Raw genomic sequence first — 20,402 nt, 5'->3', positions numbered from 1 at the left:
ATGACCAGAGAAGATTGTACCGATCGGTACAGGGAGTCAATACGAAGATTTAATCGGGGGCCAAGTCTGCCTTCATCAACAGCCGCAGCGATTTCGGGATCGGCTGTGCCCTGCCCTCGCTGATGAAGGCGACCCGCACCTCGGCCTTGACCAGCACCTCGTCGCCGCGGCGCACCTCCTGCGCCAGCGTGATCGAGGCGCCCTTCACCGCGACCGGCCATGTTACGACGTCAAGCACGTCGTCCATCCGCGCCGGCCGCAGGAAGTCGAGTTGCATCGAGCGCACCACGAAGGCAAAGCCCGGTGTCTCCGCTTCCGCCTGCTCGAACAGCGCGTGCTGCGAGGCGCCCATCAGCCGCAGATGATTGGTGCGGCCGCGCTCCATGAAGCGCAGATAGTTTGCGTGATAGACGATGCCGGAGAAATCCGTGTCCTCGTAGTAGACGCGGACCTGCATGTGATGCCGACCGTCGCGGATCTCGCCGTCGAGAATGGGTGATGTCACTTACGGTTCCTGCTCGCGCTGGAAAGCGCTGGTTTTGCGCAAAATCAGCGCGACGCGCAAGCGCCGCCAGGAACGCTACGCCACCGCCGGCGGCGCCGCCCCGACTGTCACCAGCACGATTTCCGGGGGAACGCCGAGGCGGAACGGCATGATGCTGCAGCCGAGGCCGCCGGAGACGACGATGTCGCAGTTCATCTTGATGTGGCCATAGGCGAGCTGCTGTCCGGACGGCGAAATCGGCGACCAGCCGAGCATCCGCACCTGGCCGCCATGGGTATGTCCAGAGAGCTGCAGCGCGACGCGCGAGGGCACGCGGCGGGCGATGTCGGGTTCGTGCGCCATCATGATCACCGGCGCATCATCAGTGATCTTCGCCAGCGTCGCACCGAGATCGTCGACGCCGATCCGCTTGAGCGGGCGGAAGCGGCGCGCCGGAACGTAGGCGAGCTGATCGCCAAGGCCGGCGAGCCAGAACGAATGGCCGTTCTTGCTGAGCTTGTTCGCGTCGTTCTCGTAGACGGGAATGCCGACATTCTCCAGTGCGCGACCGGCGGACGGCAATCCATACCCGTCGCGCTGCACGGCCTTGTCTTCCCACCAGTCGTGATTGCCGAGCACCGCATGCACGCCAAGCGGCGCCTTCAACCCGGCCAGCACTGCCGCCCATTCGGCATCGGGGATGACACGCGTTATCTTGCGGTGTCCGGTCACGTAGTCGCCGAGCATGACGACGATGTCAGGCTTGAGCGCATTGGTCCGCTCGACGATCTCCTGAATGTGATCAAGCGACATCCATGGATCGCAGGCGTGCAGGTCAGCGATGGCGGCGATCCTGAGCTTGAGATCTGCCGGCCATTGCGGCGGCGAGATGTTGTACCTGACGACGCGAAGCCGGACGACCGGCGCGCTGAATCCGTAAGCGGTGGTCGAGACGCCCAGCGCGCCCAGCCCACCCATGGTCTTCAGAAGATGACGGCGTGTTAACATGTGATCCAATCGTGATGCAGCGCAAACATGCGGACGGATTGAGCCCGAATTGCGGTCCGTTTGTGCAGATCGTCAGCAGACCTCAAGCAGCTTCTCACCACCGGTTCTGCCCCACCAGCGCGTCCAGCCGCGCCTTCAGCTCAGCGGGTGCACGATAATACCACACGCCGCCGAGCAGATCGTGGAAGCGCTTGTTGGCGGACGCTTCGCGCTCGATCCGGTCGATGGTCTCCATGCTGATGACATCCTCCAGCGGCCCCGCCGCGAGTAGCGACAATAGCACCGGATTGGCCTCGATCTTCAGGATTTCGAGGATGAGATCGATCGCCCTATCGGGATCCTCCTTCCGCAGGTCGCGCTCATAATCCATCATGATGAAGAAATTGTCATCGCGGTCGCGCTCGGATTTCGAGTACTGCTCGACCCAGGCGCGTGCCAATTCTACCACCGACATCGCCTCGCAATCGAGCGGGCGCTTCGGCGTGCGCCGCGCGAGATCGTCGGCGCGCCAGCCCTTCAAGTCGGCGATCGCCTCGATGCGGCGCTGGAACGGCTCGTCGGGTCCGAAGTGAATTCCGCCCAAGAGCCAGCGCAGCGCGGCATTCTGCTTCGCCTCGGCCTCGATACGCTCGATCACGGCGGCGCCATGGGCGTAGAGCAGCGACAGCATGAACTTGTCATTGAGCTGCATCACCGTCGGTTTGTCGGTCTCCGAGCGCAGCACTTCGAGCGCGAGATCGAGCGCACGCTCCGGCCGCTTGTGCGGCAGATGATCGAAATAGAGGATCGCCGACCAGGCGGCGCCGGTCTGGTCGCGGCGGCTGAGGCGCTGCAACGCGCCCCACATCGAGGCAAGCTCCGAAATCGGCATGCCGTCGAGGAAGGCCTCGGTGTCATCGGGCGTCGCCAGTTCCGGCGCCGCGGCAATGAGAGCGAGCATGTCAGCGTCTTCGGTCGATCCCATCGATAGTGCCCCTCCACGGCGAGCAAAACTGGCGCTGCGCGCCGGCCATTTTGCCCTTAGTGCACCGCCGGAATGATCGGGTTCGAAGCAGTCAGTCGTCGCTGTCGCCGTTGCCGAACAGGCCGAATTGGGCGGGATCGCGCGTGGGCTCGGCCAGGCCGAGATGGCGGAAGGCGTGCGAGGTCAAGAGCCGGCCGCGCGGGGTGCGCTGCAGATAGCCGCACTGGATCAGATAGGGCTCGATGATGTCCTCGATCGCATCGCGCGGCTCCGACAGCGCCGCCGCCATGGTTTCAACGCCGACAGGTCCGCCGCCATAGTTCAGCGCGATCGTCGTGAGGTAGCGCCGGTCCATGGCATCGAGGCCGGCGGCATCGACTTCCAGCGCGCTCAGCGCGTGGTCGGCGATGGCGCGGTCGACGGAGCTGGCGTCCGCTGCGGAGGCAAAGTCGCGCACGCGGCGCAACAGTCGGCCGGCGATGCGCGGCGTGCCGCGGGCGCGGCGCGCAATCTCGTTGGCGCCGTCGGACGTCATGCCGATATTGAGCACGCGCGCGCCGCGGGACACGATCTTCTCCAGCTCTTCCTCGGTATAGAAATTCAGCCGGATTGGAATGCCGAAGCGGTCGCGCAGCGGATTGGTCAACAGGCCCGCGCGCGTGGTGGCGCCGACGAGGGTGAATTTTGCAAGCTCAATCTTCACCGAACGCGCCGCCGGCCCCTCGCCGATGATGAGGTCGAGCTGAAAGTCCTCCATCGCCGGATACAGCACTTCCTCGACCGCCGGGCTGAGGCGATGGATTTCGTCGATGAAGAGCACGTCGCGCTCCTCGAGGTTCGTCAGCAGCGCCGCGAGATCACCGGCCTTCGCAATCACCGGACCTGACGTGGCGCGAAAGCCGACGCCGAGTTCGCGCGCGACGATCTGCGCCAGCGTGGTCTTGCCGAGGCCGGGAGGTCCTACGAACAGCACGTGATCCAGCGCCTCGCCGCGCTTGCGTGCCGCCTCGATGAAGATCGAGAGGTTCTTGCGCGCCTGCGCCTGGCCGACGAATTCGGACAGCAGTTGCGGGCGCAGCGCGGTGTCGCCGACATCGTCGCTGCGGCGCTCGGGGGTGACGATGCGGGAGGGCGTGTTCACTCGCTGCCCCGCTTGTACTTGTTCGGCAGGAGTTTGCCGACGCTCACGGCTTTCGGCTCACGGCCGTTGTCGGGGACGATGACCCGAGCGTTGGCATCATAGTCGTGGATCAGCTCGCGACAGATGCCGCAGGGAGACACCACCGCGACCTTGCCGGGTTCACCGGGCTTGGGGTGGCGCACGGCGACGATGGTTTCAATGCCGCGGTCGCCGTTTTCAGTGATGGCACGACCGATGGCAATCGCTTCGGCGCAGACCGCGATCCGGCCGATATAGGCGTCGATATTCACGCCGGTGACAATACGGCCGTCGCGGGTGCGCATGGCGGCGCCGACTTCCTGCCAGTCGTTGCGATAGCGCAAGGTGATGACTTCGGTGGCGGCGGCGATCAGCTCCTCGTCCTTCTTGCTCAGCAAAATGCGTTCCTTCGTCAGTCGGGGGCCAGCCGACGGCAGTCTATTTCGACAATTCCTTCAGACCTAGCCGGATCAGTTGTGCGGTCTCGGCATTTTCACCGGCGCTGCGCGAAGCGGATGCAATGGCGGCGGCGGCCTGCGGCTGGCCGTAGCCGAGATTGACGAGGGCCGAGATCGCATCAGTCACCGGGCGCGGCGCGCGGTGATCGTCGACGGCGCCGGCAAGATGCACGACGGCGGGATCGACATTGGCGAATGCAGGTGCCTTGTCCTTGAGTTCGCTGACGATGCGCTCGGCGACTTTCGGGCCGACGCCGGGCGTGCGCGACACCGCGGCCTTGTCGCGCAGCGCAATCGCGTTGGCGAGTTCGGCCGGCGGCAAGGTGCCGAGCACCGCAAGCGCGACCTTAGCGCCGACGCCCTGGACGGTCTGGAGCAGGCGAAACCATTCGCGCTCGGTGTCGGTGCGGAAGCCGAACAGCTTTATCTGGTCTTCGCGGACATAGGTCTCGATCGACAGCACCGCGGCCTCGCCGGGCGACGGCAGCGCCTGCAGCGTGCGCGAGGAGCAATGCACCTGATAGCCCACGCCGCCGACGTCGAGGATCACGAAATCCTCGCCGTAGGAATCGATCAGGCCTTTGAGTTTGCCGATCATCTTGGAGTCCGCAATTCGACGCTGGTGACGGCGGAGCCGATAACGGTGGTGGCGATATCAGCGAGGGACACACCGGCGGGCGGGTTCCCTCCCCCCTTGCGGGGGAGGGCTAGGGAGAGGGGTGCCGCTTGTTCAGTTGGTTGACGTACAGCAAGAACGTTCTGTCCGATGATCTCGATCGGTTCGTCGATAGAGGGCCGCCGCATGTCTTCGATCTGAGCCCGGGGCTTACCCCTCTCCCCAACCCTCCCCCGCAAGGGGGGAGGGAGCCCGACCGATGTGCTCTCCTCACTTTGCTTCACACAGCAACCGCTCACCATGCGTCGGCCACCTTCATCCGCAGCGCGGCGCCCTGGCGGTGATGGGCGTGGGTAATGGCGATGGCGAGCGCGTCCGCTGCATCTGGGGATTTCGGCTCGGCCTTCGGCAAAAGAATCTTCAGCATCACCGCGATCTGGTTCTTGTCCGCATGTCCGGCGCCGACCACGGTCTTCTTGACCTGGTTGGGCGCATATTCGGCAACGGCAATACCGAACATCGCGGGCGCCAGCATGGCGACGCCGCGGGCCTGACCGAGCTTCAGCGTCGCAACGCCGTCCTTGTTCACAAAGGTTTGCTCGACCGCGGCCTCCGCTGGGCGGAGGTCGCCGAGCACGGCGCCGAGCCCCTCATGGATCGCGAGCAGTCGGCTCGCCAAGGGCAGATCGTCCGGCGGCTCGACAGAGCCACAGCCGATAAAGACCAGTCGGTTGCCCTCGCTCTCGATCACGCCCCAGCCGGTGCGGCGCAGGCCGGGGTCGATACCGATGATGCGAACGGGTTGGCGAATCGGTGGGGATGTCATGGCGTAGTGATAGCGCCAGAGCGGGGTGAACGAAACATAAAGAGAACGGAAATCCCCTGGGATGCGCGCTCCGGACGTACCCACACATTCCGCGCATCATCCCCGCGAAGGCAGCGGCTTCTCGGCAGAAGCACTACCGCCTCTGGCATACTGGATCGCCCGGTCAAGCCGGGCGACGACAGTAGAGGGTGGAGAGGCGCTATGGTCTACCCGCCCATCTTCGCCATCAGGGCGTCGGAGACCTCGAAATTGGCGTAGACGTTCTGAACGTCGTCGTGCTCGTTGAGCAGATCTATCAGCTTGAGCAGCTTCTCGCCGGTCTCGTCGTCGACCGCGACCGTGTTCTGCGGCTTCCAGGTCAGCGCTGCCTTGCGGGCTTCGCCGAACTTGCCTTCCAGCGCTTTGGCGACTTCGCGGAAGGTTTCCTGCGAGGCGTAGATCTCGTGGCCGCTTTCGCTGGAGACCACGTCGTCGGCGCCGGCCTCGATCGCGGCTTCCAGCATGGCGTCGTCGGAGGCGACGCTGGCGTCATATTCGATGATGCCGGTGCGGTCGAACATGAAGGCGACCGAGCCGGTTTCGCCGAGATTGCCGCCGGATTTGGTGAAGTAGGAGCGGATGTCCGAGGCGGCGCGGTTGCGGTTATCGGTCAGTGCCTCGACGATCACGGCGACCCCGCCAGGCCCGTAGCCCTCGTAGCGGATTTCGTCATAGCTCTCGCTCTCGCCGCCGACCGCCTTCTTGATGGCGCGCTCGATATTGTCCTTCGGCATGTTTTCCTGACGCGCCGCGATGACGGCCGAGCGCAGCCGGGGGTTCATGGCCGGGTCCGGAGTTCCCAGCTTGGCCGCAACGGTGATTTCGCGGGCCAACTTGCTGAACAGCTTGGACTTCTGGGCATCCTGCCGGCCCTTGCGGTGCATGATGTTCTTGAATTGGGAATGGCCGGCCATGCGGGGTCTCTTCGTCCAGGAAATGTAGGTGAAGCGCGGCTTATAGGCCGCCACTCGGCTGAAATCAAAGATTTGCGGCCGATTCGGCTACTAAAGTAGTGCGTGCCTGCGGGAAAAACAGGCAGTTGTTAACCATGACTTCATGCTCGGATGAGAGGATTTCGCACGCGGTCCTCAACTTTTAAGAGACATCATGGCCTTCGGTTTGTTCAAAAAGCGGATGCCGGAACCGGCCGCGCCCGCCGTCCCGCCCAAGGTTCAGGCCGCCACTGCGGCGGAAACCACCTCCGACGACGGCGATTCAGCCAAGGCGATCCTCGAACTTCTGGAACTCGAACTCGGCGCGATGATCCGCCAGCTCGAGCGTGCGGCCAACTCGGTCGCTGGCGGCGCCGAGGCCACGGCTGCGACGCTCTCGACCATCCGCCAGCGCACCGACGCGCTGACGAGTCGTTCCAGCGCCGCCCAGAGCACGGCAACGAGTTTTTCGCACGCCGCCGACAAGTTCACCCATTCGGCGCAGGGGATCGGCGCGCAGGTGCGCGACGCCGGCAAGCTCGCCGACCAGGCCAGCGAGGCCGCCCGCGAAGCCAGCACCAATGTCGATCGGCTGCGGGAGTCCTCGGCGGCGATCGGCAATGTCGTCAATCTGATCGCGCAGATCGCGCGCCAGACCACCCTGCTGGCGCTCAATTCCACCATCGAGGCCGCGCGCGCCGGCGAGGCCGGCCGCGGCTTCGCTGTCGTCGCCACCGAAGTGAAGGCGCTCGCGGTTCAAACGCAGAACGCCACCGAAGAGATCACCAAGAAGATCGATGCGCTGCAGCGCGATGCCGCCGGCTCGGTCGACGCCGTTCATCGCATTACGCAGGCAATCGCGGCGATCCGCCCGGTATTCGAGAACGTCAACGGCGCGGTCGCCGAGCAGAACGCGACCACCGGCGAAATCGCCGACAACGCGGCTTCCGCCTCCAGCTTCATCGTCTCGGTCAGCGACAGCGCAAGCGAGATCGACAGCGCGACCAAGGAAGCCGAGGCGCGTGGCGAAAGCGTTGCCAAGGCCGGACGGGCCGTCACCGCATTCGCGCAAAAACTCAAGGCGCGCTGCGCCGTGCTGCTGCGCCATGGTGAAAAGGATGGCGAGCGCACCGAGCGGCGCGAGCAGCAGAAGCTGCCCTGTAGCCTCAAGATCGAGATGCAGACGCCGCGCGGCATCATCTCTGCGCCGGTCTACGAAATCTCGATGGATGGCATCCTGGTCAGTGGACCCGATGCCGAAAGGCTGGCCCAGGGCCAGAGTTTTGATGCGACGCTGCAGGACGTCGGCGCCTGCCGCATTCGCGTCAGTGAGCGCTCCAAGGCCGGCACGCACGCGCGATTCGAACGGCCGAGCGCCGCGCTGGTCGAGAAGCTCGAAGACAAGATGTGGTCGATCCAGGACGACAACACCGAGGCGGTCACCCGCGCGATGGAAGCCGGCGCTGCCTTGAAGAAGATCTTCGAGAGCGGCATCGACAGCGGCGCCATCTCGATGGAAGACATGTTCGACACCAACTATGTCGAAATACCCGGTACCAACCCGGTGCAATACCGCACAAGGATCCTGGACTGGGCCGATCGCGCCCTGCCGCCGTTCCAGGAAGCATTTCTTGCCAAGGACAAGCGGATGGCGTTCTGCGCCATGGTCGACACCAATGGCTATCTGCCTGTTCACAACAAGATCTATTCGCACCCGCAGCGGCCCGGCGACGTCACCTGGAACACCGCCAACAGCCGCAACCGCCGCATCTTCAACGATCCGGCGGGCCTTGCCGCCGGCCGCAATCAGCGCGCCTATCTGATCCAGAGCTACGCCCGCGACATGGGCAACGGTAATACCGTGATGATGCGCGAGATCGACGTGCCGGTCCGCGTCAAGGGCCGCCACTGGGGCGGGTTCCGCACGGCCTACAGGCTTTAGTGCGCTCTCAGGCACAAGACGGCGGCGCGAATCGCGCTCTAACTTGAAATTGGAATGCGATCGCCGCGGTGAGCCGACTATCGGCTCTGACTGGAGAAAGCTCTGATATGTCGGTTGTGCAGCGTGCAGTCCTGGACACTCAATCCAACCAGACACTGGCCGAACGACTTATCGACCAGCTTGCCAATCGCATCGGCGGGCTCGGCGTGGAACTTGCGGATATCGCCGGCAGCGTCCAGGAGGTCGCAAGCCGCGTCGCGAACCAGTCGGAGCGATTTCACCACTTACAGAAGACGGCCGAGACCATGGTCTCGGCCAACCGTGACATCGCGAACGCATCGCAGGCGGTGCAATCGACCACGTCCGCTGCCGTCGTAGAGATCGTTCAGTCGCGTAGCGCGGTGGATACGGCGGTCAAGCACATCGCCGAACTCGTCGAAGCGGTCGGCCGCATCGAGGCCTGGCTCATCGCCGTCGGCTCGGCCCTGTCGCAGGTTGCAAAGGTTTCCGGCTCGATCGAGGCGATGCGAAGCAGACTAACCTCTTGGCGCTCAATGCCACGATCGAGGCGGCGCGCGCCGGAACCGCCGGCCGCGGCTTTGCTGTGGTCGCGAGCGAAGTGAAGAGCCTGGCGGAAGGGACTCGCCAGGCCACACAGCAAATTTCCGATACCATGCGCGATCTCGACGGCCAGATCGGCAGCCTGATCGGCGAAAGCGGAGACGCCTCGCTCCGCGCCAAGAGCGCCGGCGAGGGCGCACAGCAGATCAGCGGCATCATCGCGCGCGTGCATCAGGGCATCGCATCCGTTGGCCAGGAGATCGACGGCGTCGCCAGGGCAGCGACCTCCAATCTCGGCCATTGCGACACTGTTATCACCGAGCTCAGCGAGCTCGCCAAGGGCGTCGACCTCTCCTCGCGCGATCTCAAGCACGCGGATGACAGGGTGGCAAAGCTGCTCGATACCTCCGAAGACCTGATCGCGTTGATCGCCGACAGCGGCGTCGAGACCTCGGACGCACCGCTGATCTGCGTCGTTATCGACACCGCAAAGCGCATCGCGGCCGAGTTCGAGGCCGCGATCGACCGCGGCGAGATCACCCTCAACCAGCTCATGGACGAGAAGTATCGGGAAATCGCAGGTACCGACCCGAAGCAATATCTGACCGACTATGTCGCCTTCACGGACCGCATTCTACCTTCGATCCAGGATCCCATCCAGAAATCCGATCCGCGGATCGTGTTCTGCGTCGCCTGGGCCAAGGGCGGTTATCTGCCGACCCATAATCCGAACTACCGCCTACCGCAGGGCCCTGATCCCGTCTGGAACAACGCCAACTGCCGCAACCGCCGCTTGTTCAACGACCGCGCGGTGAAGAAGGTGGCGGCGAACACAAAGCCGTTTTTGCTGCAGACCTACCGGCGCGACATGGGCGGCGGTAATTTCGTGCTGATGAAGGACCTGTCGTCACCGATCTTTATCCGCGGCCGCCACTGGGGCGCATTCCGGATGGGTTTTCGGCAGAACTGACCCTCGGTTGCCGTGGCTCAGGTTCGACGTGCCTGCCAGCGTCAAGGGCCCGCGGTCTGGCATGGCCTACAAGCTGTGATCACACATTTCATCTAATTGCGCGCGTCGCTTCGGGCGGTTCGTCGCAGGCTACCTGGAAGATGCGCACCGCAACGGTCCTTGTGTAAGGCCGGTCCGATGTTTTTCGTAATGGCACGATTGTTGGTGATGCAGCCAAGCTCCGGGATCGGCATATCGCTCCCTCTCCTTGAACCTTCGTCGCCTTAGCTGGTTGTAGACAAGCTCGGAAATCCAGGCTTGAGCAATCCAGCCTCTTTGCGCACGACAACGGGGCGTTGAAAGTCATCGTACTGACGTGCGGATGTGACATCTCCAGGCGGGTAAACCAGGCGGAGAAGAAGAATGACGCATTCTGGGACAGCAGCGCCCACAGGGCGCGTCGCCACAATGCCCGAGAAAATTTCGGTAACTCTGAGCGTCAACCGCAAGCCGGTCAGACTTCTGGTCGCACCGTGGACAACGCTCCTCGACGCGCTACGTGACCATCTTGATCTAACGGGTACGAAGAAAGGCTGCGATCACGGCCAGTGCGGCGCGTGTACCGTCCTCGTTGAGGGACGGCGGATCAATTCCTGCCTGACGCTGGCGGTGATGCAGGAAGGCGCCGAAATCACCACCATTGAGGGCCTTGCCCGTGATGGCGAGTTGCATCCGCTGCAGCAGGCCTTCATCGATCACGACGCGTTTCAATGCGGCTATTGCACGTCGGGACAGATCTGCTCGGCGGCCGGGCTGATCGCGGAAGGCAGGGCCAAGACGGCTGCCGAAATTCGCGAACTGATGAGCGGCAATATCTGCCGCTGCGGCGCCTATCCGAACATCGTGGCGGCAATCCAGCAGGCGATGGAGCGATCATGATCCCATTTCAATATACACGCGCCAACGACGTCGCCGATGCCATCAAGCAGATCGCCACCGATCCTTCCGCGAAGTTCATTGCCGGCGGCACCAATCTGATCGACCTGATCAAATACGATGTCGCGGCGCCCACGCGGCTGATCGACATCTCGCGCCTGCCGCTCAGGAATGTGGAGGAGACAGCGACCGGTGGCGTTCTGATCGGGGCACTGGTCCCGAACACGGACCTTGCCTACCATCCCGTGATCGAACAGCGCTATCCGCTGCTGTCACGGTCGATACTGGCAGGCGCCTCGCAGCAGTTGCGCAACATGGCCTCGACCGGCGGCAATCTCGTGCAGCGGACGCGCTGCTTCTATTTCTACGATGTAGCAACGCCCTGCAACAAGCGCGAGCCGGGCAGCGGCTGTTCGGCGATCGACGGCATCAACCGCATCAATGCGATCCTCGGAACAAGCGACTCCTGCATCGCGACCCATCCTTCCGACATGTGTGTGGCGCTCGCAGTGCTCGAAGCGATCGTGCATGTCGTCGGCCCCGCGGGGGCGCGCAATATTGCATTTGCGGATTTCCATCGGCTGCCCGGCAACACGCCGCAGCGCGACACCAATCTCGAGCCCGACGAGATCATCACGGCCATCGAGCTTCCCCCGAAAGGTTTTAGCGCAAACTATTCCTACCTGAAGATCCGCGATCGGCTGTCGTATGCGTTCGCCCTGGTTTCAGTGGCGGCGGCGCTTGAACTCGAGGGCGATACGATCAAGGAGGCGCGCCTGGCGCTCGGGGGCGTGGCGCACAAACCATGGCGCAGTTCGGCCGCCGAAGCGGCGCTGCTCGGACAGCGAGCCGACAGGGCTGCATTTACAAAAGCCGCGGATTGGCTGCTGCACGGCGCCAAAGGCTACGGACACAACGATTTCAAGATCGGCCTGGCGCGGCGCGCCATCATCCGGACGCTGAGTCAGGCTGCGCGGGGCACGCCGCAGTCGATCTCCGACAAGAAAATACGGTGACCACCATGGCAAGCTATATCGGAACAGCGACATCCCGTGTCGATGGCCGGGCCAAGGTCACCGGCGAAGCCAAATATGCCGGCGAGTTCAACGTCCCCGGCCTCGTCCACGGCTATGTCGTCGACTCGACAATCCCAAAGGGGCGGATCGCGCGTATTGACACCAGCGGCGCGTTGGGCATGGCCGGCGTGATCGACGTGCTCACTCACCAGAATCGGCCGCAGATGCCCGACAAGGACGCTGCTTACAAGGACGAAGTCGCGCCGGAGAACGGCTCGCCCTACCGCCCGCTCTACGACGACAGGATCCTTTTCACCGGCCAGCCGGTCGCACTGGTGCTGGCGGAAGATTGGGAGACCGCGCGTGTCGCAGCGTCGCAGGTCAAGATCGAATATGAGAAGGAGCCGCACGTCACCGACCTGCAGGCAGAGCGCAGCAGGGCGTTCACCGTGGACGCGCCGGAGAAGCCGCGCGGCGATGCCGAACAGGCATTTGCGTCCGCCCCGGTCCGCCACGCGGCCGAATACTCCATTCCGACCGAGCACCACAATCCGATGGAATTGTTTGCTTCGACCGCGATCTGGGAAGACGGCCGGCTCACCGTCTACGACAAGACGCAGGGCGTGCAGAACGTGCAAAAATATCTTTGCGGCGTGTTCAAGATGAAGCCGGACGAGGTGCGTGTGATGTCGCCCTATATGGGCGGCGGCTTCGGGGCGGGCCTGCGCCCGCAATACCAGGTCATGCTGGCGGTGCTGGGCGCGTGTGCGCTGAAACGCCCGGTTCGCGTCATGCTGACAAGGGCGCAGATGTATGCGCTCGGCTACCGGCCCGCGAGCATCGAACGGCTTGCGCTCGGCGCGAACGAGGGCGGCACGCTCGAATCCATGCAACATGAAGCGATCGCCGTGACCTCGCAGTTCGAGGAGTTCGCGCGCAACGATACCGGCTGGGGCAATCTGCTCTACAAGAGCCCCAACGCGAAATTCTCGCACAAGCTCGTCAAGCTCGATCTGCCGACGTCCTGCGACATGCGCGCGCCGGGGGCCGCAACCGGAGTCTATGCGCTGGAATGCGCGATGGATGAACTCGCCATCGCGCTCAAGACCGATCCGGTGCAGCTGCGCCTGCAATGCTACTCCGACCGCCATCAGGGCGAGGACCTTCCCTATACCAGCAAGCAATTGCGCGAATGCTATCGGCAGGGCGCCGCGGAATTCGGCTGGGAAAAGCGCAACCCTGAGCCGCGCTCGATGCGGGATGGCAGCGAGCTGGTCGGCTGGGGCATGGCTTCGGGCGTATGGGAAGCGCTACAGATGCCGGCCACGGTCCGCATCGTGCTGACGGCCAACGGGCACGCGGAAGTCGCAACCGCAGCTTCCGATATCGGCACCGGGACCTACACGATCATGGCGCAGGTCGCAGCCGACATGCTCGGCCTTCCCATCGACAATATCAGCGTCAAGCTCGGCGATTCGACCTTGCCGCAGTGCCCGTTGGAAGGCGGCTCGTGGATTGCATCATCCGTGTGCAACGCCATCGCGAATACCGCCCGCGCGGTTCGCGGCGACCTGCTTGAGCTTGCGAAGCAAGCAAAGGATTCACCGTTCGCGGGCGTCGGCGTAGACGACGTCGGGCTCGTGGACGGCAAGATCGTCAGCAAGCGGGATGCGAGCTGCGCGATGCCGATCGCGAGCGCGATGCTATCCGGCAAGGCCGAGCGCATCACGCGCGAGGAAACCAACAACGTGGCGGAAGACAAATCTCACGCGCGCAATGTGCACTCGGCGATCTTCGCCGAGGTCAAGGTTGACGAAGAGCTGGGAGTGATCCGCGTCACCCGCGTGGTGAAGGCCGTCGCCGCCGGCCGCATTCTCAACCCGAAAACCGCCCACAGCCAGGTGATGGGCGGCGTGGTCTGGGGCATCGGCATGGCGCTGCACGAGGAAACGCTGTACGACCACCGCTTCGGGCGCGTCATGAACGCCAATATCGCCGAATACCATGTGCCCGTGAATGCCGACATTCACGACATCAAGGTCATCTTCGTCGACGAGCCGGACGCGATCGTCAACCCGCTCGGCATCAAGGGGCTCGGCGAAATCGGCATTGTCGGCGTGGCGGCAGCGATCGCCAATGCGGTCTATCACGCCACCGGAAAGCGCGTGCGCGATCTGCCGATCACGCTCGACAAGGTGATTCAGTTCAATTGAGGCTGTCGGCGCATCCATGTCGGCCGACGTCGTACCGCCGGGCGCCTGCCGAGCGTTTGTCAGACCCAAAACGCCGGAACGACCGGCTCAAGCCTGCCGCCGGCCCGCACCGGCGCAACCCGCAGCGCGAGGCCGGTGGCATCATCGGTCTCGACTGCAACACCGCTGAGTGTGGCAACGCCTGTCGCGGGTTCGAAGCGGGCCGAAGGAATGCCGGTCGTGAAACGCCGCAACGGCTCTTCCTTCTGCATGCCGATCACGGAGTCATAGTCGCCCGTCATGCCAGCATCGGTCATGTACGCGGTGCCGCCGGAAAGAATCTGATGATCGGCGGTCGGCACATGGGTATGGGTGCCGACGACGAGGCTGGCGCGGCCGTCGCAGAAATAGCCGATCGCCTGTTTCTCGCTCGTCGCCTCAGCGTGAAAGTCGATCACGACCGCATCCGCGGCCTGCCGCAGCGGGCAGGCCTCGAGCTCCTGATTGAGCACCGCAAAGGGATCGTCGAATGGTGTCATGAAGACGCGGCCGATCGCGTTGACGATCAATGCGCGCTTGCCGTTCTTGGTATCGACCAGTGCCGCGCCGCGGCCTGGCGTGCCCTTCGGAAAGTTCGCAGGCCGAACCAGCTTCGGCGCGCGTTCAATGAACACCAGCGCCTCGCGCTGATCCCAAGCGTGATTGCCGAGCGTGATGGCGTCCGCACCGGCGTCGAGCAGCTCCTGATAGACCGCCTCGGTGATACCGAAACCGCCGGCGGAATTCTCGCCATTGACGATCACGAGATCGAGCGCCCAGTCCCTGACCATGCCGGGCAGATGTTCCGCGACCGCGGTGCGGCCCGCCCGGCCGACCACGTCACCCACGAATAGAATACGCAAAGTTCAGCTCCGGAAATCGAACACTTTCTTTTCCGTTAGCACATAATCCAGCGCCACGTCGTGCGGCAGCGCTGGAACGGTTCTTATTTCCTGCACGGAAAACGCCGTGCCGATCGCCGTGATGGCCTTCGCCTTGCGCAAATGGGCGAGCGTGAAGTCGTAATGGCCGGCACCATAGCCGATGCGGTGACCCTCACGGTCGAACGCCGCCAGCGGCACCAGCATGATGTCGGGAATGAGTTCTTCCGCTGCCGGCGACGGCTCGGGGATGCCGAGCGGCCCCAGCATCAACCGGTCATCGGGCGACCACGCGCGAAAGGCGAGCGATTTTCCGCGCGACAGCACGGCAGGCAGCGCGAGCTTTGCGCCTTGCCCGGCCAGCTTGCGCATCAGGGGCACTGGGTCGATCTCGCTGCGGATCGGCGAATAGCCTGACACGACCATGCCCGGCGCGATCTCGAATGGCAGACCGCGCTTTGCCATCGCTTCTGCAGCGGCGGTGCGCTGCTCGTCGCTCAAGGCATCGCGCTTGGACAGCGCTGTGGCGCGAAGGTCGGCTTTCGACAGGGTTGCGGTCATGCAGTATCTTTCCGCCGTCATCACACCGCCTTGTGCGCAATTGCGCACCGGGTGATCCAGTATTTCCAGAGACTTCAGTGATTCAACCGAGACGCCGCGGCGTACTGGATGCCCCGCATTCGCATTCGCGGGGCATGACGGACGCGCGCGGGTTAGAGAAGTCGCACGCAACAAATCAAAGTGCGAGGCCGCGAACGCCGTTGAAGCACTCGATCCCGGAGTTCCCTACGAAAGTAGGTGGGCACCATATGTCCGGATCCACGGACCCGGCCAGGGACAGTTCCCTAAAGGATCGATAAGGCCCCGGGGATATATGGCTCCTGACGCACGACGCAGCTTCGCGGGATGCAATGTAAGCGTTACCGGCCGAATCCGCCAGCGGTTACCAGCCGGCTATCCCTTCGGCATTACCAAAAGCGACTTTCGAACAGCCACTTCACTCACCTTAAGATTGCGCTCAACTTCACCCTCCCCCGCAAGGGCAGGATAAGAGACGAACGCCCCCTTCAGCCGATCGCGACGCCGCTGCCGATGGTGCGGTTGAGGATTTGCGTGGTTTTTTCGATGCGGTCGGCGGCGGCGTTCAGCGCGTTGGCTACGGCGACTTGCGTCGCCTTGGCGCGGTCGGCGGCGGCGACGCGCACGTTGCGCAGCGTTTCGAGTTCGCTTTCCAGCGCGCGGATGCGCGCGTTGGCATCGACCAGTTCGTCGCACACCGTGAGTGCGGCCATCACGGTGAGGCGCGCATCGCCGATCTCGCCGAACTTGCCCCGCAGTTCGCCGACCCGTGATTCCAGGCTCTCGGCGAGCTTGAGGAGCCGCACCTCCTGCCCTTCCTCGCAGGCCATGCGGTACTGCCGGCCGTTGATAGTGACGTTGATGTGGCTCATTCGTCCTCTCCGGCCTCCAGCACCGCGCGGATGGTGCCGATCGCGGCATCCAGCCTTTCAGCGATCTCGCGGTTGGCGCGCTCCAGCCGCCGTGTCTTCACCAGCGAGCCATCGAGTTCGTCGGCAAGCCGCGAGCGATCGGCGCCGAGCGCCTGGATACGGCTCGCCAATTCGTTCTCGTCGCGGTCGGCATCGCGTCGCCGTTCGGCCGCCGCCTCGAGCGCATCGAGCGCCAGCATCAGGCGCCGCGTGGCAGCGTCGATGTCGACTTGGACCGGCTCGGCATTCCCGGTCCCGTTGATCTGACGATCGCTCATGAAAGACAGCACGCCTTCGCGTAAGCCCGCCGCACGGCAGCAAAATCCGCGGTTCGGCAAGCGGTTAGAGCACGAAATTTACGTGGCAAGCGAGCCAAGCGCAACGCCCGCGCGAAGCTATGCACCGCTAGATCGGGGTGACCCACACCCCGATCTAGCAGTCAAGTGGGGCATGACCTCTTCGGAAACCGGTACCCACTTTTCCGGGGTCATGCCGTAAGCAACTTTTCGCACCAAAAGCGCGTTTCCTCGCCTTGGACTCGACGGGATTGAGGTGCTATCCAGCCCCGACCTTCCCTTATCCACGTCCGTATTGCGGCCATTCGCCCGGTACGTTACCCGCAACCAAGCACCTCATTTCAGGCGGATTTTCATCATGACGCAGGTCGATCATACCCGTATGGCCAATGCGATTCGCGGGCTTGCCATGGATGCCGTCGAAAAGGCGAAATCCGGCCATCCCGGCCTGCCGATGGGCGCCGCCGACATCGCAACGGTGCTGTTCACACAGTTCCTGAAGTTCGACGCGGCGGCTCCGAACTGGCCGGACCGCGACCGCTTCGTGCTCTCCGCCGGCCACGGCTCGATGCTGCTCTATGCGCTCCTGTACCTCACCGGCAACAAGGATATGACGCTCGACCAGATCAGGAATTTCCGTCAGCTCGGCTCCAAGACGCCGGGACATCCGGAGAATTTCGAGACCAGCGGCGTCGAGACCACGACCGGCCCGCTCGGCCAGGGCATCGCGACCGCCGTCGGCATGGCGCTGGCTGAAAAGATGCTCGCTGCCGAGTTCGGCAAGAAGGTCGTCAGCCATCACACTTACGTTCTTGCTTCCGACGGCGATCTGATGGAAGGCGTATCGCAGGAAGCGATCGCGCTGGCCGGGCACTGGAAGCTGAGCAAGCTGATCGTGCTGTATGACGATAACGGCATCTCGATCGACGGCCCGACCTCGATGGCCGATTCGGTCGATCAGGTTAAGCGCTTCAAGTCCGCCGGCTGGGCCGCGGAGTTGATCGACGGCCATGATCCGAAGGCCATCGCAGCGGCGATTACGCGCGCGCAGAAATCCAACAAGCCGTCGCTGATCGCCTGCAAGACCACGATCGGCTTTGGCGCGCCGACGAAGGCCGGCACCGCGAAGGTCCATGGCGAGGCGCTCGGTGCCGACGAGCTCAAGGCCGCCAAGGAAAAACTCGGCATCTCGCTCGAACCGTTCTCGGTGCCTGACGATGTGCTCAAGGCGTGGCGCGCCGCCGGCAGCCGCGGCGCGGCTGCGCGCGAAGAATGGGAAAGCGTGTTCGGCGAGCTCGGCCCGCGCAAGCGCGCCGAGTTCGAGCGGCGGCTGCGGCACGAGCGGCCGGCGGCGCTGGCGAAAGCGCTGCGCGCGCACAAGAAGGCGCTGTTGGAATCCCCGCTGAATGTCGCCACGCGGAAATCGTCCGAAGCCGCGATCGAGGCGATTGCGGCTGCGATGCCGATGGAATTTCTCGCCGGCTCCGCCGACCTCACCGGCTCCAACAACAACAAGGCGAGGTCGGCAACTGCCTTCTCGGCCAAGACGCCGAAGGGCCGCTTCATCCATTACGGCGTCCGCGAGCACGGCATGGCTGCGGCGATGAACGGCATCTTCCTGCATGGCGGCTTCGCCCCGAACGGCGCGACGTTCCTGGTGTTCACCGATTACGCCCGGCCCGCGATGCGGCTCGCCGCACTGATGGGCAACGGCGTCGTCTATGTGATGACCCATGACTCGATCGGTCTCGGCGAGGACGGACCTACGCATCAGCCGGTCGAGCATCTCGCTGCGCTCCGCGCTATACCCAACATGCGCGTGTTCCGGCCCTGCGACGCCATCGAAGTCGCGGAGTGCTGGGAACTGGCGCTCAACCGGGTCGACGGCCCGACGGTGCTGGCGCTGACCCGCCAGAACCTGCCGCAACTCCGCACCAATGCACCGAACGATAATCCCTGCGCCTTGGGCGCCTACGAACTGGTCGCGGCCCAAGGCGACGCCAAAGTCTCGCTATTCGCCTCGGGTTCCGAGGTCGAGATCGCAGTTGCCGCCCAGAAGCAGCTCACCGAGCGCGGTATCGCATCACGGGTGGTGTCGGTGCCCTCGGTCGACCTCCTCTTGGAGCAGCCGGCGGACCGCCGGAAGGCCCTCATCGGCAATGCGCCAGTCAAGGTCGCGATCGAGGCCGGCGTACGCTGGGGCTGGGATGCCATCATCGGCCAGGATGGTGATTTCATCGGTATGCACGGTTTTGGGGCCAGCGCTCCGGGCAAGGACCTTTTCAAGCACTTCGGAATTACCGCTGAGGCTGCGGTTAACGCTGTCCTGAAGCGCTTGGGCTGATGGTTGAGGTCTAGGCAAAAAAGGACTACCTAGACCCCATCTTGACCGTTCCCGCCCGGCCGAACCGGGCGTTCCGCCGTAAGCCCCTCGTGGATCAGCTCCGCGGGGATGGCATCAGCTTTTAAGGGAGAAACAGCATGGCAGTCCGCGTCGCGATCAACGGATTTGGCCGCATTGGCCGCAATGTGTTGCGGGCGATTGCGGAATCTGGCCGCAAGGATATCGAGGTGGTCGGCATTAACGATCTCGGCCCGGTCGAGACCAACGCCCACCTGCTGCGCTACGATTCCGTGCACGGCCGCTTCCCCGGAACCGTGACTGTCGACGGCGACTCGATCAGCCTCGGCAATGGCAAGATCAAGGTTTCCGCCGAACGCGATCCCTCCAAGCTGCCGTGGAAGGAACTCGGCGTCGACATCGCGCTGGAATGCACCGGCATCTTCACAGCGAAGGACAAGGCCTCCGCGCACCTCGCCGCCGGCGCCAAGCGCGTGCTGGTCTCGGCGCCCGCCGACAATGCCGACGCCACGATCGTCTACGGCGTCAACCATGACACCCTGACCAAGGATCACCTGGTCGTTTCCAACGGCTCCTGCACCACCAACTGCCTGGCGCCGGTCGCCAAAGTGCTGAACGACACGGTGGGCATCGAGACCGGCTTCATGACTACGATCCACGCCTATACCGGCGACCAGCCCACCCTCGACACCCTGCACAAGGATCTCTATCGCGCCCGTGCGGCGGCGATGTCGATGATCCCGACGTCAACCGGTGCGGCCAAGGCGATCGGCCTCGTGCTGCCGGAATTGAAGGGCAAGCTCGATGGCGTCGCGATCCGCGTGCCGACCCCGAACGTTTCGGTGGTCGATCTCAAGATCGTCGCCAAGCGCGCTACCGACGCCAAGGAGATCAACGCGGCGATGAAGCGCGCTTCCGAGCAGCAGCTCAAGGGCATCCTCGGTTACACCACTGCGCCCAATGTCTCGATCGACTTCAACCACGATCCGCATTCCTCGACGTTCCACGAGGACCAGACCAAGGTGCTGAACGGCACGCTGGTGCGCGTGATGTCCTGGTACGACAATGAATGGGGTTTCTCCAACCGCATGGCCGACACTGCCGTGGCGATGGGGAAGCTGCTCTAACCGATCTCGTGTCCCGGACGCGTCGCGTCACGGAGTGACGCGACGCAGAGCCGGGACCCATTCCAACGTAGGTCCCGGTTCGGCACAGCGGCGCTTCGCGCCGCAGTGCGCCGGGACAAGAGACC

At 64.0% G+C, this 20,402-nt stretch carries 17 protein-coding genes, 1 other RNA gene and 2 pseudogenes; 7 read left to right on the top strand and 13 right to left on the bottom strand.

Annotation, left to right across the window (positions count from 1 at the left end):
• Nucleotides 1-49: 49 nt before the first annotated feature.
• From ybgC to J6524_RS24825, 8 genes are all read right to left on the bottom strand, one after another.
• Nucleotides 50-505: a tol-pal system-associated acyl-CoA thioesterase gene (gene ybgC / locus J6524_RS24860; RefSeq protein WP_225675429.1), complete on the bottom strand. Its 456-nt coding sequence runs from the start codon at nt 503-505 to the stop codon at nt 50-52.
• A gap of 75 nt (nt 506-580) precedes the next feature.
• Nucleotides 581-1,492 (bottom strand): metallophosphoesterase, encoded by a 912-nt coding sequence (locus J6524_RS24855; protein WP_225675428.1) that lies wholly within the window; start codon nt 1,490-1,492, stop codon nt 581-583.
• A 94-nt stretch (nt 1,493-1,586) separates the two neighbouring features.
• Nucleotides 1,587-2,456 (bottom strand): DUF6869 domain-containing protein, encoded by an 870-nt coding sequence (locus J6524_RS24850; RefSeq protein WP_225675426.1) that lies wholly within the window; start codon nt 2,454-2,456, stop codon nt 1,587-1,589.
• Nucleotides 2,457-2,547: 91 nt separating this feature from the next.
• Entirely contained in the window at nt 2,548-3,597 is a 1,050-nt protein-coding gene (ruvB, locus tag J6524_RS24845; RefSeq protein ID WP_225675424.1) for a Holliday junction branch migration DNA helicase RuvB, read from the bottom strand.
• Nucleotides 3,594-4,013 (bottom strand): cytidine deaminase, encoded by a 420-nt coding sequence (locus tag J6524_RS24840; protein WP_225675422.1) that lies wholly within the window; start codon nt 4,011-4,013, stop codon nt 3,594-3,596. The genes ruvB and J6524_RS24840 overlap by 4 nt, the downstream gene beginning before the upstream one ends.
• Nucleotides 4,014-4,053: 40 nt before the next feature.
• The gene (gene ruvA / locus J6524_RS24835; RefSeq protein WP_225675420.1) at nt 4,054-4,671 is read right to left on the bottom strand and encodes a Holliday junction branch migration protein RuvA; all 618 of its coding nucleotides are present in this window, start codon (nt 4,669-4,671) and stop codon (nt 4,054-4,056) included.
• A gap of 313 nt (nt 4,672-4,984) precedes the next feature.
• Nucleotides 4,985-5,515 carry a crossover junction endodeoxyribonuclease RuvC gene (gene ruvC / locus J6524_RS24830; RefSeq protein WP_225675419.1) on the bottom strand — a complete coding sequence of 177 codons (531 nt, stop codon included), beginning with the start codon at nt 5,513-5,515 and terminating at the stop codon, nt 4,985-4,987.
• Between the two features lie 206 nt (nt 5,516-5,721).
• A complete protein-coding gene (locus J6524_RS24825) occupies nt 5,722-6,468 on the bottom strand; it encodes a YebC/PmpR family DNA-binding transcriptional regulator (RefSeq protein WP_225675417.1) in 747 nt (248 codons plus the stop codon).
• Between the two features lie 193 nt (nt 6,469-6,661).
• Between J6524_RS24825 and J6524_RS24820 the strand changes: the two genes are divergently transcribed.
• The 5 genes and pseudogenes from J6524_RS24820 to J6524_RS24795 all read left to right on the top strand — a co-directional run bounded on the left by J6524_RS24820 (nt 6,662) and on the right by J6524_RS24795 (nt 14,103).
• Nucleotides 6,662-8,428, top strand: a complete 1,767-nt coding sequence (locus J6524_RS24820) for a methyl-accepting chemotaxis protein (RefSeq protein WP_225675415.1) — start codon at nt 6,662-6,664, stop codon at nt 8,426-8,428.
• Between the two features lie 107 nt (nt 8,429-8,535).
• Nucleotides 8,536-9,959 (top strand): annotated as a pseudogene (locus J6524_RS24810) (methyl-accepting chemotaxis protein).
• A gap of 447 nt (nt 9,960-10,406) precedes the next feature.
• Nucleotides 10,407-10,877, top strand: a complete 471-nt coding sequence (locus tag J6524_RS24805; protein ID WP_225675411.1) for a (2Fe-2S)-binding protein — start codon at nt 10,407-10,409, stop codon at nt 10,875-10,877.
• Nucleotides 10,874-11,890, top strand: coding sequence for an FAD binding domain-containing protein (locus J6524_RS24800; protein WP_225675409.1), 1,017 nt, complete (start codon nt 10,874-10,876; stop codon nt 11,888-11,890). Before J6524_RS24805 ends, J6524_RS24800 begins: the two co-directional genes overlap by 4 nt.
• A 5-nt stretch (nt 11,891-11,895) precedes the next feature.
• Complete coding sequence (locus tag J6524_RS24795) at nt 11,896-14,103, top strand: xanthine dehydrogenase family protein molybdopterin-binding subunit (protein WP_225675408.1); 2,208 nt, start codon at nt 11,896-11,898, stop codon at nt 14,101-14,103.
• A 59-nt stretch (nt 14,104-14,162) separates the two neighbouring features.
• On the opposite strand, the gene J6524_RS24790 is transcribed toward J6524_RS24795, so the two are convergent.
• From J6524_RS24790 to J6524_RS24770, 5 genes and pseudogenes are all read right to left on the bottom strand, one after another.
• Entirely contained in the window at nt 14,163-14,984 is an 822-nt protein-coding gene (locus J6524_RS24790; protein WP_225675406.1) for a TIGR00282 family metallophosphoesterase, read from the bottom strand.
• Nucleotides 14,962-15,563 (bottom strand): annotated as a pseudogene (locus J6524_RS24785) (5-formyltetrahydrofolate cyclo-ligase). The gene J6524_RS24790 and the pseudogene J6524_RS24785 overlap by 23 nt, the downstream one beginning before the upstream one ends.
• Before the next feature lie 181 nt (nt 15,564-15,744).
• A non-coding RNA gene (gene ssrS, locus J6524_RS24780) (6S RNA) lies at nt 15,745-15,905 on the bottom strand.
• Nucleotides 15,906-16,069: 164 nt separating this feature from the next.
• A complete protein-coding gene (locus tag J6524_RS24775; protein WP_225675402.1) occupies nt 16,070-16,453 on the bottom strand; it encodes a cell division protein ZapA in 384 nt (127 codons plus the stop codon).
• On the bottom strand, nt 16,450-16,770 hold the full coding sequence (locus J6524_RS24770; RefSeq protein ID WP_225675400.1) for a DUF4164 domain-containing protein: 321 nt from the start codon (nt 16,768-16,770) through the stop codon (nt 16,450-16,452). Before J6524_RS24770 ends, J6524_RS24775 begins: the two co-directional genes overlap by 4 nt.
• A gap of 376 nt (nt 16,771-17,146) precedes the next feature.
• On the opposite strand from J6524_RS24770, the gene tkt reads away from it, so the two are divergent.
• Both tkt and gap read left to right on the top strand, forming a co-directional pair.
• Nucleotides 17,147-19,132, top strand: a complete 1,986-nt coding sequence (tkt, locus tag J6524_RS24765; protein ID WP_225675398.1) for a transketolase — start codon at nt 17,147-17,149, stop codon at nt 19,130-19,132.
• 137 nt (nt 19,133-19,269) lie between these two features.
• Nucleotides 19,270-20,277, top strand: a complete 1,008-nt coding sequence (gap, locus tag J6524_RS24760; protein ID WP_225675396.1) for a type I glyceraldehyde-3-phosphate dehydrogenase — start codon at nt 19,270-19,272, stop codon at nt 20,275-20,277.
• Nucleotides 20,278-20,402: the final 125 nt, after the last annotated feature.

Origin of the sequence: Bradyrhizobium hereditatis (genome assembly GCF_020329435.1) — a bacterium.
Lineage (GTDB): Bacteria > Pseudomonadota > Alphaproteobacteria > Rhizobiales > Xanthobacteraceae > Bradyrhizobium > Bradyrhizobium hereditatis.
The sequence above is the reverse complement of the archived record's forward strand: the minus strand, read 5'-3'. Positions and strand labels throughout refer to the sequence as shown.